Annotated in this window: 14 protein-coding genes and 1 riboswitch; of the genes, 4 read left to right on the forward strand and 10 right to left on the reverse strand. The window is 36.8% G+C overall.

Annotation, left to right across the window (positions count from 1 at the left end):
• Genes ACFSO7_RS07010 through ACFSO7_RS07020 form a run of 3 tightly spaced genes read right to left on the reverse strand, consistent with a single transcriptional unit; the run spans window position 1 to window position 3,097 of the window.
• Window positions 1-750 carry a DUF4430 domain-containing protein gene (locus ACFSO7_RS07010; protein WP_377876590.1) on the reverse strand — a complete coding sequence of 250 codons (750 nt, stop codon included), beginning with the start codon at window positions 748-750 and terminating at the stop codon, window positions 1-3.
• 13 nt (window positions 751-763) lie between these two features.
• Window positions 764-1,330, reverse strand: a complete 567-nt coding sequence (locus tag ACFSO7_RS07015; RefSeq protein ID WP_377876591.1) for a class D sortase — start codon at window positions 1,328-1,330, stop codon at window positions 764-766.
• A gap of 6 nt (window positions 1,331-1,336) precedes the next feature.
• Window positions 1,337-3,097 (reverse strand): DUF4430 domain-containing protein, encoded by a 1,761-nt coding sequence (locus tag ACFSO7_RS07020; RefSeq protein WP_377876592.1) that lies wholly within the window; start codon window positions 3,095-3,097, stop codon window positions 1,337-1,339.
• Window positions 3,098-3,223: 126 nt separating this feature from the next.
• A riboswitch (cobalamin riboswitch) is annotated at window positions 3,224-3,418 on the reverse strand.
• Between the two features lie 141 nt (window positions 3,419-3,559).
• On the opposite strand from ACFSO7_RS07020, the gene yfkAB reads away from it, so the two are divergent.
• Window positions 3,560-4,678: a radical SAM/CxCxxxxC motif protein YfkAB gene (gene yfkAB / locus ACFSO7_RS07025; RefSeq protein WP_377876593.1), complete on the forward strand. Its 1,119-nt coding sequence runs from the start codon at window positions 3,560-3,562 to the stop codon at window positions 4,676-4,678.
• 262 nt (window positions 4,679-4,940) lie between these two features.
• Here the strand turns inward: yfkAB and ACFSO7_RS07030 are convergent, their stop codons facing one another.
• Entirely contained in the window at window positions 4,941-6,731 is a 1,791-nt protein-coding gene (locus ACFSO7_RS07030) for a DEAD/DEAH box helicase (protein WP_377876594.1), read from the reverse strand.
• A 102-nt stretch (window positions 6,732-6,833) separates the two neighbouring features.
• Complete coding sequence (locus ACFSO7_RS07035) at window positions 6,834-7,673, reverse strand: GNAT family N-acetyltransferase (protein ID WP_377876595.1); 840 nt, start codon at window positions 7,671-7,673, stop codon at window positions 6,834-6,836.
• A gap of 145 nt (window positions 7,674-7,818) precedes the next feature.
• On the opposite strand from ACFSO7_RS07035, the gene ACFSO7_RS07040 reads away from it, so the two are divergent.
• Window positions 7,819-8,256, forward strand: coding sequence for a peptidylprolyl isomerase (locus ACFSO7_RS07040; RefSeq protein ID WP_377876596.1), 438 nt, complete (start codon window positions 7,819-7,821; stop codon window positions 8,254-8,256).
• A 92-nt stretch (window positions 8,257-8,348) separates the two neighbouring features.
• On the opposite strand, the gene ACFSO7_RS07045 is transcribed toward ACFSO7_RS07040, so the two are convergent.
• From ACFSO7_RS07045 to ACFSO7_RS07055, 3 genes are all read right to left on the reverse strand, one after another.
• Window positions 8,349-8,909 (reverse strand): FAD-dependent oxidoreductase, encoded by a 561-nt coding sequence (locus ACFSO7_RS07045; protein ID WP_377876597.1) that lies wholly within the window; start codon window positions 8,907-8,909, stop codon window positions 8,349-8,351.
• 188 nt (window positions 8,910-9,097) lie between these two features.
• Window positions 9,098-10,054: an alpha/beta hydrolase gene (locus ACFSO7_RS07050; RefSeq protein WP_377876598.1), complete on the reverse strand. Its 957-nt coding sequence runs from the start codon at window positions 10,052-10,054 to the stop codon at window positions 9,098-9,100.
• 15 nt (window positions 10,055-10,069) lie between these two features.
• The gene (locus ACFSO7_RS07055; RefSeq protein WP_377876599.1) at window positions 10,070-10,606 is read right to left on the reverse strand and encodes a helix-turn-helix domain-containing protein; all 537 of its coding nucleotides are present in this window, start codon (window positions 10,604-10,606) and stop codon (window positions 10,070-10,072) included.
• 205 nt (window positions 10,607-10,811) lie between these two features.
• Here ACFSO7_RS07055 and ACFSO7_RS07060 point away from each other — a divergent pair, with 205 nt between their 5' ends.
• Window positions 10,812-11,027, forward strand: coding sequence for a spore coat protein (locus ACFSO7_RS07060; RefSeq protein ID WP_377876600.1), 216 nt, complete (start codon window positions 10,812-10,814; stop codon window positions 11,025-11,027).
• A complete protein-coding gene (locus ACFSO7_RS07065; RefSeq protein ID WP_377876601.1) occupies window positions 11,027-11,461 on the forward strand; it encodes a spore coat protein in 435 nt (144 codons plus the stop codon). Before ACFSO7_RS07060 ends, ACFSO7_RS07065 begins: the two co-directional genes overlap by 1 nt.
• Window positions 11,462-11,560: 99 nt before the next feature.
• Here the strand turns inward: ACFSO7_RS07065 and ACFSO7_RS07070 are convergent, their stop codons facing one another.
• Window positions 11,561-12,367, reverse strand: coding sequence for a DODA-type extradiol aromatic ring-opening family dioxygenase (locus ACFSO7_RS07070; RefSeq protein WP_377876602.1), 807 nt, complete (start codon window positions 12,365-12,367; stop codon window positions 11,561-11,563).
• 10 nt (window positions 12,368-12,377) lie between these two features.
• Window positions 12,378-14,273, reverse strand: a complete 1,896-nt coding sequence (gene selB, locus ACFSO7_RS07075; protein WP_377876603.1) for a selenocysteine-specific translation elongation factor — start codon at window positions 14,271-14,273, stop codon at window positions 12,378-12,380.
• Window positions 14,274-14,275 lie beyond the last annotated feature (2 nt).

The raw sequence follows: 14,275 nt of genomic DNA on the forward strand, positions 1-14,275 counted from the left end.
TTATTCCTCCGAATAATCCTCTGAATAAATCCATTCCATTTGGTCGTCTTTTTTTACTTTTACAATTCCTGAGCTTTTATTAAGAGTGGATCCATTAAGCTTTGCAGTCCAGCCACTTTTAGGACCGTAATCAAATTCATAAACATCATCAATCCCACTTACATAAGCCATTGCCCCAGAACCACTATAATCCACGAAAATCTTCTTACCTGTTGCCATTAGAAGAATGTCTAACACTGTATCGCCATCCTTAAAGCTAATATTCGTTTTCCCAAGTACAATGCCAATGTCTTTAGGACCAATAATAGTGATAGAAACGGTAGAAGCTTGAGGTGGTTGTTTTTTAATAACTGTTTTAGGCTGTTTTGTAGTTTCACTTGGTTTTTTATTCGTTTGATTTTCTTTAGTTGTTGGTTTTACAGTAGTAGACGATTGAGCTTTTGGTGAGCTAACATTAGTTGATGAATTAATGCTTTGCTCATTTTTTAAGGTAGTCTGAGTTTGATTATTAGTTGAGTCTGTGGTATCCGTTTTTATCTCTTTCTCTTCTACCTTTTTTTCCTCTGTTGTATTGTGTGAATCTGATTTCTCATCTAACTTGGTATCAACATTGGACTGTTTTTCTTCCACTTTTATTTTTTCTTCATTCGTCTCACTTTTAGATACATTTGAGGTTGAACTACAACCAATTAAGCTGAAGGTAAGAATTAAAGCAAAAATATAAGTTAATTTCTTCATTAATCGGATCATTCTCGAACCCCCATTACTTTCGAATTGCATTTATGATATAGCGCTGTGGTGCATTTCCAACGAAATGGAAAGGATAACAAGTCGTTAAGGTTAGTTTTTCAAGTGGTGCTGTCGGACGGATTACTGTTCGGTCATCAGCATCGACAATAAAAGTCTCGTCAATTATATAAGAATATGACCCGTATGTCATATCAACAATGAGTTCATCGCCCACCTTCAACTCTCCTAATCTTCTAAAGACGGTGTCCCGATGTCCAGATAAGACAATTTGGTCGTTTTGATTTGGTAAGGCTGTCCCGTCATAATGACCAACCCCTTTTTCAAGTGCATCTTCGGTTACACCTTTAACAATTGGTAATTCTTCTTTTATAGTTGGCAGACGCAGTAGTCCTAGCACTTCTTCATTTTTAATCGTCACTGCTGAACCATCAAGTATCTGTGCCTCTTTCACTTTTACAACTTCCTTTGCCTTTTCCAAAGTGGCAGTTTGGATATTTGATGACTTATATTGTTGGATTCCAGCCACACTGATAAAAAAGAGCCCTCCTGCCAAAAACAAGAGGGATATTTTCATTTTCATAGAGCATTATGCCTTCTTTCTTTTCTCTATCATAAAGAGGATTGCCCCAAGCAGCAGTAGAATCAGACCAAATACGAAAAGATTATACGTATTCGTTGCTGTATTTGGTAGTAGTTTACCTTCTACTACTTTATTGATCGGATTAGAAATTTCACTATTGTCATCCACTTTTGAGCTACTTACTGGACTTTGAGATATCTGATACAAAGAACCATTATTATTCAAGAATAACTGATATGAAACAATCCCTTGAATTGCTTGACTCGTTGACATTACATCGCTTACGTCCCCACCTTGCCAATCGAATCCACCATCTTTATTTTGGAAGGTTAATAAATAAGTCATCAGACTCGCTTCTTTATTGGCAAATAGGTCTCCATTTGCATCGATCCCTGCAGCGGAAAGGGCGATGATTACTTGTGCTGCAGTTGAGCTATTATTGATTTTTGCTGATGCATATTGTTTTGATAAATAGTTTACTGTTGTATCCATTTTGAATTTAACGTTTTCTTGATTTATATAAGGTGCAAGAGAAGTTAATACCATGGCTGTCGTATCGATATCACTAGTAGCGCTTCCGTCCCAAGACCAGCCACCGTCTTTATTTTGTTTTTCTAGAAGGTAATTGATTAATTTTTCACGAGACCATTTAGCTGTTTTTGGAATCTCGAAATTTGCACTATCCAATGCGATTAGAGCATATAGAACTCCGTTTAATCCTTGTTTTGTGACTTCACCATTATAAATATTTTCAATTAAATTATATCCAGCGATATTTGAGGGATCTCCACCTGCAGCCACAATTCCTAAAGTGTATCGCTCATAATCTGTAATTTTCGAAAAACGTCCATTTCTATCCTTAATCACTTTTTTAATATTTTCTAAATAGTTTTTTGATAGTTCCTTTCCAGCTTGTTTCAATGCAATGGCTTCCCACTCGCCAACTTGATTTTTGACGACGTATTGGCTTGCAAGATCAATCGACTTTTGCATTTTCTCACTGGAAATCGGTTCACTAATTGGCTTGCTAGTATCTTCTTTTGGCAGCTCCTCAGTTTCTTCCCCTGGCTTTTCCCAAGATTCATATTGAAAGCTTATTTGATCTCCTGCTTTTAATTTATAGCTGTCCGCACCAACCGTTGCTATTTGTCCATTGACATAAAAAGCCCAGTAATATGTATCTTTTCCTTCAAGACCATCAATGGAAGTAATCATTTTTCCATATTGTGATTCCGTATATTTTACTTTATCGCCTAAGACGACTTGAAGTAATTGAAATGCTGTTGGTTCATTCTCAAAAGCAATATCCGTAGCTTCTTTCATTAAGCCAGTATTACTTATAACTTTAAGTGTAGCCGCTTTTAGTGGGGCTGCTTTCCAGTCTACGTAGTGAAAGCTAATTTGATCTCCCTTTTTAACTATATATTGATCTGCTCCTACTTGTGCAGATACTCCATTAATATAAAAAGCCCAAAAAAAGTTATCTTTTGCTTTCAACCCTTTAATTCCTGTTATCATCTTACCGTAAGTCGATTCGGAAATCTCAACATTACCTGAACCTACTGCATTTATTAAGGTTTGAAGAGCTGTTGACTTTCCATCTGGATTGATTTCCGTTTCAGATAATAAAACTTCCGTTTCGTCAGTTCCTACAACCGTTATCGATTCTTTCCCAGCTTCTGCTGCAAATGAAGTTGTTTGAAAGCTCCCTGCAAATAAGGCAAATACTAGCCCGAATACTACGGCTATATTCCATATTCGTCCCATCGTGTTCTCTCCTATCTATGTTTAAAATATACATAAAAAAATCCCCCTAAAAAGGAGGAGTTAAGGTTAAGTACAATGAACGTCATGAAACGCCGCTGTCTTAACACCCTCCTATCCGCGTAGGCAAAGGTGCAAAAAAAACAGGCAGGTTTCCTGGCTCATGATCATCGCTCCCTATGTCTTCCCATCCATTTGGACAGTGACTTTCTATAGGTTACTCTCATTTACAGTGGCGGGACCGCGTTGGATTTTAACCAACTTCCCTATTAAGCTAAAATTTTATAAAAATAAATTTTTCGCACCTGTTTTTTGCCGATTCAATTTTTTTATGATGGTTTCATTATACTGAAAATAATGTCGATTTGTATATAATTTTAAAAATTTCATGATTAATCTTGAATGGGATTGACAACTAAGTATCCTCATAATCTATAATTACTAGTGTTTTGAAAGGAGTATGTGATGAAAACTTTGCAAGCCATTACACCACAGTATGACCCATGGGAAGCGTACATGGATATAGATCAATACGGTCAATTAACCCTAACCAATATCGAATTTACAACAACTACACTATGCAATATGCGATGTGAGCATTGTGCGGTCGGTTATACTTTACAAACGAAAGATCCGATTGCTTTACCTATGTATTTAATCTTAAAAAGATTAGACGAAATCCCGACACTTCGTTCCTTAAGTATTACAGGTGGGGAACCGATGCTAAGCTTATCATCTGTGAAAAACTATGTAATTCCTATTCTAAAATATGCACATGAACGCGGAATCCGTACTCAAATAAATTCTAATTTAACAATGGAACTGTCACGTTATGAAATGATTATTCCTTACCTAGATGTCTTACATATCTCACATAATTGGGGAACTTTAGATGATTTCGCAGAAGCAGGCTTTGCCCGAATGGAATTAAAACCTACCTATGAACAAAGGATCAAATATTTTGATCGAATGATTGAAAATAGCCGAGCTTTAGTGAGCGAAGGAGTAATTGTGTCAGCGGAGACGATGTTAAATAAACGAACACTACCTCATTTGGAAAAAATTCACCATCAAATTGTTGAGGATATGCTCTGTCAACGCCATGAGGTACATCCTATGTATTCCAGCGATTTTGCTAGCAATTTAGAAACTTTGTCTTTAGATGAAATCCGTGCAGCCATTCATCATTTGCTAGACATCCGCAATAAAGATGCATGGATGCTGTTCGGGACTTTACCCTTTTATGCTTGTAGTAGTCAAGAAGAGGATTTGGTCTTGCTAGATCGATTGTATAAAAGTAAAAACGTGACGGTTCGAAATGATCCCGACGGTCGTTCTCGTTTAAATGTTAATATTTTTAGCGGAGACGTCATTGTGACAGATTTTGGTGATACTCCTCCGCTCGGGAATATTAAAGATACTTGTTTACAAGACGCTTTTGAGAAATGGAATTCCTCATCACTCGCAAATGAACTCAACTGCCATTGTCCTGCAGTAAAGTGTTTAGGTCCGAATATTCTGGTGAAAAACAGCTATTATCAAAATATCGATTTTAGTAACTTGAAGGCAAAAATCACAAGATAAGAAAAGCCAAGCGCCTTGATCAGCCCCGACAAGCAAATGCTTTGCCAGCCGGAAAGTCGGTTCTTTGACTTTTTGGCTGGCGAACATTTGACCTCGAGGTCGACAAGAGCGCGATGTCCTGTCGCATTGTTGACAATAATACATCCTGTACGTCGGGGCTAGGACGCTTGCGCTGGACAATTTTCGAAGTCCAAAGATATTATACTTTCTTATCTTTTGATAAAAAGGCTGATTCAATAAAAACATTGAATCAGCCCTTTCTTTATTTGTTTCTAGAACGTAGACTACCGTTGCTTCTATTCGGTTTTCTCGATTGCTGACCGAAAGACTTTTTACCTTGGAAACCATTCTCTGTTCTGTTTCGAGGACTTCCGTCTCGTGATGCCCTTTTTGGGCTTGGACTTTGGAATCCGCTTTCTGAACCATTTCGTGGATTTCCATCTCGAGATTCCCTTCTCGGACCTGATCTTTGGAACCCGCCTTCTGTACTGTTCCGTGGATTTCCATCTCTTGATTCCATTGTCGGACCTTTACTTCTGAACCCGCCCTCTGTTCTGTTCCGTGGATTCCCGTCTCTTGATTCCCTTCTCTGGCCTGAATTTTGGAATCCACCTTCTGTTCTGTTTCGTGGATTTCCGTCTCGGGATTCCCTTCTCGGACCTGTACTTTGGAATCCGCCTTCAGTTCTGTTTCTTAGATTTCCGTCCCGTACTTCTCTTCTTGGACCTGCACCATGGAATCCACTCTCCGTTCTGTTTCGTGGATTTCTGTCTCTTGAATCTCTTCCTTGCCCAGTTACTTTCATATCCCTGTTATTGCTTCTTCTGTTAGCCTGTCTTTCGTTTTTCCCTTTTTTCGCACGTCTTTGTGGTTGTGATTCGATTGACTGTTCCAAATCAAATTCCGATTCACCAGTTACTATCCCCAGATTCCTTTTTTCGTTACCAATATTCTTTTTCGGTATAGAAAGGTTTAAGTCTTTTTCAATACTTAATAGGTCTTCACGATCTTTTGGGGCGTACAATGTTACAGCAAGACCTTCACCACCAGCTCTACCTGTTCTCCCTATACGATGGATATAGCTTTCCGTATCTTCTGGAATGTCATAATTAAATACATGGGTGACACCCTCGACATCAAGTCCACGAGCGGCCACATCTGTCGCAATTAAAAACTGAATTTCAGCCTTACGGAACCGCTTCATTACTTGCTCTCGTTTTGCTTGTGATAAATCCCCATGCAATTCATCACAGTTAAATCCTTCCGCCTTTAAAGCTTCATAAAGCTTGCTAACCCGCCGTTTTGTTCGACAAAAAATCACACCAAGAAATGGACGATATAAATGAAGTAGTTCGATTAAATCTCTTTGTTTTGCACGGTCAACGGTTGAAATCGCCATTTGCTTTATATTTTCAAGTGGTGCTTGCGTCTTTTCCACTTGAATATTTTGAGGACTCTTCATATGACGACGAGCTAATTTGCGAATTTCTTCTGGCATCGTTGCAGAAAACAACATCGTTTGACGACTAGCAGCTGTTTCATTAATAATTTGTTCCACTTCCGGTAGGAATCCAATATGAAGCATTTGATCTGCTTCATCTAAAACTAAGAATTTTGTTTTTGAAAAATTAACCGTTTCTCTTCGAATATGATCTAATAATCTTCCTGGTGTACCAATTACGATATGACTGCCATTTTTCAATTTCTTTAACTGTTGATCAACGTCCTGGCCGCCATAAATAGCTAAAACTTTGATCTCTTGTCGATCCTCAATTAACTTCTTTACTTCATTTGTGATTTGTAAAGCAAGTTCTCTAGTAGGTGTCACGATCAAGGCCTGAATATGTCTATTGTTCGCATCTATCTTTTCTAAAATTGGCAATATAAAAGCAAATGTTTTTCCTGTACCCGTTTGGGATTGGGCAATTACATCTTTACCTTCCAATAATAATGGTATAGCTTGTTCCTGAATGGAAGTTGGAACAGCAATCCCTTGCGTTTTTAATGTATTCACCATAGACTCGGAAATACCGAGCGTTAAAAAATTTGTCAAAAAATACCCCTACCTTCTTTGCTAAAAAATACTCTTTCTATTATGACCTAAAAAGGAGGGATAAGCGAATATTATTCTAATTTTTAATGAGCACTTTATTTTCTACTCATTAAAATGAATAACGATCGAATCAAAAACAGGTTTATACCCTATTTCCATATATATTTTATTGGAGGTTGGATTGTCTAGATCGGTATATAGACTTGTTGTTTTATAACCACTTTCCAACATTAATTCTGTTATGGCTGAAACACAACTCGATGCATAACCTTTTTTCCTTTCAGAAAGTGGTGTATACACGAAGTTAACCGTAATATTTGAAGATGTCGGTCGTGATGCATTTGCCATCGACACTAGTTCTCCATCTACTTCCCACCCATAAATTCTTCCACGTTCAAGGATTTCAAACGCTTTTTCTTCTGCTTGTTCCTTACTCATTTTTTCATCTATATCGATACAGAATTGGTATAGCCATTCTTTAACAAGAGGTAAGTCTTTTAAACCAAGATGAACGAGTGAACCATTTAATTCTGCTTTCTTTGTTACTGTATCTAACCGATAAATGCGTTGATTCATATGGACTGTTGGAATTTTACTACGTAAATGAGTGATATATTTTGATAGCTCGATGATAAGATTCCTTTCCCCTATAAAACCCGGAAGGTCAGCAACACTTACATTTAATAAATTTGCAAATTGGTTGATTTCATCTGTAGTTAGATCTTCCGATTTCGATAAAATCATTTGTTTCGGGGACGTTTGAAAAATAACAAGAACGAGACTTTCTTCCCGAGTGAGAGTAGCCATAAATATCGGTTGAGCATCCTTAACCGCTAATAACAACCCTAATAATAACCCATTTATTATTTCATCCTTCTCTAGAAAGGGAATGACTTCATTTTTAAATACTTCCACATCATTATATTGATTTAATTTCAGCATAAAATCCTCACTCCTTTTATTTTTAATTCAATAGAATATGGAAAAAATCCTTTTCACTTACCTATTATTTTCTTTTTCATTTTGAATAGCATATAATTGAATGGTATGCTTTTACATATCGAAATTTTGAAAGGGGTTTATACATATGAGCAAATATGCAGTAATCGATTTAGAAAAAGGCGGACAAGTGAAAATTGAGTTATTCGAGAAAGAGGCTCCTGGTACAGTAGCCAATTTTGAAAAATTAATTAAAGAAGGCTTCTATAATGGCTTGAATTTCCACCGTGTCATTCCTGGATTCGTAGCACAAGGCGGCTGCCCTGAAGGCCGTGGGACAGGCGGACCTGGATACACTATTAAGTGTGAAACACAAGGTAATCCACATAAGCATGAGCGTGGCGCACTTTCTATGGCACATGCAGGAAAAGATACAGGCGGTTCACAATTTTTCATCGTTTTTGAACCACAACCGCATTTAAACGGTGTTCACACTGTATTCGGAAAAGTAGTTGAAGGTATGGAACACGTAGACCAAATTAAACAAGGCGACAATATGAAAGAAGTAAATATTGTTGAGGCATAAAAGAATAAAGAGGCTGTTGAACCTTGTTCAACAGCCTCTTTTAATTAAAAGTTATATAAAACTTGTTCAAATATTGAGCAATAGTTCATCGTTTATTTCATCAAATCATGGTCAACATATCTTTCGCCATTTAATTCACTTAGGAGATTAATCGCAACTTTCGCTCCATCACCTGCTGTAATGATCGTATGTACACTGACACCTGCACAAGTCCCTGCAGCCCATATACCTTCAATATTTGTTTTCCCTTGCGAATCGACATCAAATACGGTTTTTATTCTTGGTTCAGTACCATCTTTTGTTTTAAGTCCTACTTTATCAGCTAAATCAACTAATACACCAGTAGCAATAATAATGTTTTTCACTTCAAATGAATTTCCTTCAGTTTGAACTGAAAATCCACCATCTAATTTTTCAATTCCGACCACTTTTTCTTGAACGAATTCAGCACCAAATTTCACAGCTTGTTTTTTCCCAACTTCAATGAGGTCGGGTCCTCCAATAGCATCAATACCATAATGATTTTCCATCCAAGCTCTTTTTGTCATACTTTGATCGCTATCTAGCAATAGTGTCTTTTTCCCAGCCTTTGCTGAAAAAATAGCCGCACTACCACCTGCAGGCCCTGCTCCAATAATTGCTACATCAAACATTTTCCCTCATCCTTCCAATCTATATTCTTGCATAAATAATTCAAACTGCTACTTATCAGTATACCCATATATTATTTATTTTTCATTTATTTAGATTTGCTAAAATCTCGTTTCTAAAATGGATTTTTCAGCGAAAAAAATTCCCCAAAAGACCTGCTTTTGGGGATGCTCATAAGTTCTTCATTTAATCAAACAGCAATCTCTGTTCTTAAGTAGGTTTGTAACCAATTTTCCAAAGAGCGAACAAGTTCTGGATGTACAGGTGATTCACAATCAGCAATGATATCTTTCTTTGCAGAGAAGATCGAAGAAAAATTTGCTTGATATTTAAGTGAATGATTCATGTCTTCAATAACTTTGAACTGTGCATCCACCTCAGTCACATATTTAGGTAAGTCTTTAAGTACATCAGGATTTGCTTGTATATCTCTTGAACCAGTTATCGCTAATATAGGACAAGTCACTTTCTCTAAATCCTCACGAACATTATATGCATAGTGCTCACGCATCCACTTTGCATTAGTTGGGAAAAGTCCAATTCGAATGGAATCTTTATCGGTTTTCAATACTTTATCGAGATACTTTTGAGCTTGTTTTTCAAGTTTATTTTGGACACCCATAAAGCGAAGTAATGATGCTTGAAATCCCTTACCATTGATTACGTCTATCCTTGCAAGTTCTCGTTGACGAGCCAATGCTTCGGTTAATCTTTCTACCGCTCCAGCAAGAAGAATTAATCCTCCAAGATTTTCTCTGGCAGCCACTGCGGTTCCTAATGCAGCCCCTTCACTATGCCCAAGAACAATTACTTTTTTAGAATCCACCTCTGGTTGCTCTTTTAAAAAATGAACAGCCGCAATGGCATCATCCACTAAATCCCATAAACCTGTTGTAATATAATTCCCCTCACTCTCACCTACTCCGCGCTTGTCGTATCTCAGCGTTACAAACCCGATGGAAGTAAGGAATTCCGATAGCTGGCGATATAGTTTTAAATCTATTTTTGTATTTACACGACCATTTCGATCAAGTTTCCCTGTTCCAGGAATAATTAACACTGCTGGTGCTTTTCCTTGACAATGTTTTGGGATACTTAAAGTCCCTTTTAACACCACTTTACTTTGAATCATAATCTCTTTCTCCATTTTTCTCTCTCCCCACTAATTATCTTTTGGTTCCGGAATAATTATCGTTCCGAATGTTCGTTTTTTTCTATCTGAATTAGGCTCATTATTACTTGCTTTACCGAATGCATCTCGAATCTGCTTAATTACTTCTAACAACTCTTCGTCTGTCAAATACAAACTCACTTGTCTTAAGGAAACCATATCCTTAACTAAATCAATTTTGTCTTGGCTTAAATATCTTTCATATTCTCCCATTAAGTTAGCCATAAATTTTATAAAAAGGCTCATATGGTCTTCCCGAGAAAGTTGGCTCAAATACTCGAGATCAATGGAAATATTCTCTTGGTAAATGGTATAAATTTTTTCTACAGTCCCTCGAACAGGGATTTCATCAACAATTTGTATAACGTTAGCCTCAAGCAATCTTTTCAAATGGCGATATAAGGTAGCTTGTGGGATATCTGGAAATAGTTCTTTAATTTGTGATGCAGATAATTTTTGATTCAATAGGGATTGTAGGATCCTCATTCGAACAGGATGCAGGATAATGTCCGCCTTGGTTTCTCTCATTTACATAACACCTTTTTCTTTATTATCATTATCGATAATGATAATAATATATACTTTGATAATTGTAAATAGGGAAACTAACGATTTAAAATATTTCTATTTATTTAAAATGTGTACATGCTCTGATCCATATACCCTATCACAGGGTGAATTTTTTACATATAAATATAAAGAAAACAAGCTTAGATTAGGAGTGATAAAGTTTATGGAAAATTTAAAGAAAGTTATTGATTCTACTTTAAGAGTTCATCCACGTGGGACGATGGCGGACATGCTGTTGTCTCATACTCTTAAACGCTATGGAATTCAAGATACTGTTTTAAAAAATCTGTCACCTGAACAGAAGCAAAGAGTAAATCAAATCGTTTCAAATATTCAAGCTGAGCTTGGAAAAGTATTAGATCAAGGAGGTGAAAAATAATGAGTAATAGAAGAAGATGGAGTGCATTAGATCCTTCAAGTTCTCATCCTTCGTTTAGAGACCCAGTAATTGGCCAAAAAGCTAAACAAAATAGTAGAACAAAGCAATTCTCAGAAGAGTACATTTATATTATTGACTCTGCAGATGTCGAAGTGACAACGACTGAAACTCAAGTTGCACTTTCCATACAGGCCGCTCTTCAAGCAGCAATTGCGATTATCTTAAGTATTTCCATTGCTGACAGTGAAAAATCAGATAAGATTGCGCAAGAACTCTTCGAGAATGCTTCAATAAAACAAACAAACCGCCAAAAAACCTTCATTAAAAATTCAAGAGGTGTAAGAGTTACAACAACTGATACAGATATCGCGGTGAATATTCAAATTCTCCTACAAATTCTTTTAGCTTTACTTGTCAAAGTGGATCTATTATAGAAGTTCCCATATGGAAGCCCCCCAGTTTATTCAACTAGGGGGTTCATTTTATATTTTTTGGATTAGTCTCCTTTGTTTTATTAGATATCGAGTAAATTTTTAAATAATCGAGGCACAGATAAGACCGAAATAAGTAGGTGCCTCATATGATAGAAACTCCACTCTTCGTTCCTCAGGCTTTATAGCTCCTGCAAGAATTAAAGTTTGCCAAATTCCATCGGGTTTAGCTGCATCAACAAATTCATCCGTAAATTCACTCATTTTTTCCAATTGATTTTCTTGAATGAGAGCTACTACTTCTTCATCCAATTGCTTTGCCGCTGGATTATAACCATATGGACCATTTTCATCATGGGCATGGGCCCAGTCACAGCTAGCTATTAAACCGATTCTTTTATTTGATGCACTTACAGCCTCTCTTAATGATTGACCAAACTGAAGGTGTTTCTCATAAGGGAGCTCCCTTGAAGGAGTAATAACAACGATAGGAACATTAGGCATAAAACGTAGTGGCACAATTGCTCCCCAATCAAGTGGTAAACAAGAAAGCGGACCTGTAGCTGTTGCGAAATTAATTGTCCCTACTGGTATCTCGAAACTCTTAGCATGATCTGCAATACTTCTTGCTAATTCTCTATCTACCCTTTTCTCTAAAGTAAAATTGGATTTATTCTCTTCCACAATACCCATCATTCTTTCTGAGTCGGAAATAGAAAATTGACCATTGATTCTTGTCCCATGTGGAGTGAGTACGATAATAGTATCCGGTCTAGCCTTTTCCATTTCTAAACCTAGCTTTGTTAAACTATTACGTGTTTTTAGCATTCGATTTGGTATGTCACCCGCTAATTCAGGGATGATTTCTCCACCATGTGGAGCAATGCAAGAAAATACAAAGGGATTCATTTTTTACACCTCATATTTTATTAGAATTTGTCCAAATTCGTTTATTCTCGACTCTTTTTGTTAATCCCATTTTATCAAGACGTTCTAAAAAGGGGATCATATACTTTCGTGATAAATCCAAAATTTCCTTTGCCTGTCCAACGTCAAATTCCGATGTTGTCCCCTTACGCAATTGTTCAACAGCTGTTTGAAATACCTCTCCAGCATAATAATATTGATCATCTAGTGGGACGATTAAATATTGCTCCTCTAGGAATCTTTTTAAATCTGGGATGATTGAATTAGGGATCCCTGCTTTATTCAAATAATCTGCTAGAATGCTTGGTTTTAAGCCATCCTTATTTAAATCCGCTAATAGATTTTCTACCCGTTTTTGCCAATTTTTTTCAATATGTGGAACAAATTCAGCTAAATAAACAATGGAACCTTTTCTTGAAACTTTGCCTTGATCAATCATCTTCTCAACAGCAAAGTCGAGCATACCCTTCGGATAGTATCGCAATAACATTTGTAATAACTCAGCCTTATTTAATCCTTGTTTCATCACGTTTGTTTTATGATAATCCGTTAAAAGACCGATCATTTCTTCTTCAACGTTATTTATGATATTGACCAGTGTATATTCTTTTCCATTGATACAAATAAAATAGTCCAACTTTAGTTGTTCTTCTACCGTTTCCTCATCCAGAGAGGTACGCTTTATCAATTCATCTATAGTTAAACTTTTCCCCTCATTTAAAGCAGCTGCTAAGCGTTCAACAGGAGTACCGAACTTCTTTTTCTCTAACTCTTCAATCGTTTTTTCACCAAAGCGATATTTATTCCCACGAGGATCAATTACCCAGCCTCCACCAATTGTCTCTTGTGGACTAGGCCGACGAATAATAAAACGATCACCACGCTTTGTTACAATTTCATCTTCTAGTCGAAGTTGGCAAAGGATTTCACCATTTGCTTCTTTTAACTCATTTCGGTCAAAAAAAACAATTCGTCCCATTACATCTGCCGTTCCAATATGAAGTTTAATCGGCATCCTTTGTTTAACCATATGATCAAGATCTTCAACGACTTTAATGGCGACATCAATGGTATTAGTGACAATAAAATGTTCCGAAGAAACAAGAACATCGCCTCGTTCTAAATCTTCCTTCCCAACACCGGAAAGATTGATAGCAACTCGTTGACCCGCATAAGCTTTTGCTGCTGCTTGATGATGAACTTGAAGTTGTCTTGCACGGACTTCTGTTCCTTTTGGCATTATTTTTAACGATTGACCTTCTTCAATAGTGCCTTCGTAAACCGTTCCTCTTATGACTGTACCTTGTCCTTTTACTGTAAAGACCTGATCGATTGGAAGTCGAAAAGCCCCTTTAGAGTCACGTGTATTCTGACTTTTTAACGTATCGATTACTAAATCTTTTAATTCCTCTATTCCCTTATTAGATAAACTATCGACCATGACAAATGGTGAATGTTCAAAAACAGTTCCCTGTAATTTTTCCAAAATATCTTCCTTAACAAGTTCGATAAATTCTTCTTCTACACGTTCAATTTTTGAAATAGCAATAATTCCATTTTTTATCCCAAGAAAACGTAATATATCTAAATGCTCCTGCGTTTGCGGCATGACACCCTCATCTGCAGCAACGACTAGAATAACCAAATCAATGCCAGCAACACCTGCAATCATTTGGCGGATAAACCGCTCATGACCAGGAACGTCTATAACTGAAATCTGCAGCTCTGAATCTTCATATAATGGTGCGAAGCCAAGTTCAATCGATATTTGCCTTTCCTTTTCTTCTTTCAAACGATCCGTATCAACATTCGTTAACGCTTTTGTTAGCGATGTTTTTCCGTGATCAATATGTCCAGCCATCCCTATTGTGAAATATCGTTTATTCAAAA

This window comes from Bacillus sp. CGMCC 1.16607, assembly GCF_042683745.1.
Lineage (GTDB): Bacteria > Bacillota > Bacilli > Bacillales > Cytobacillaceae > Pseudoneobacillus.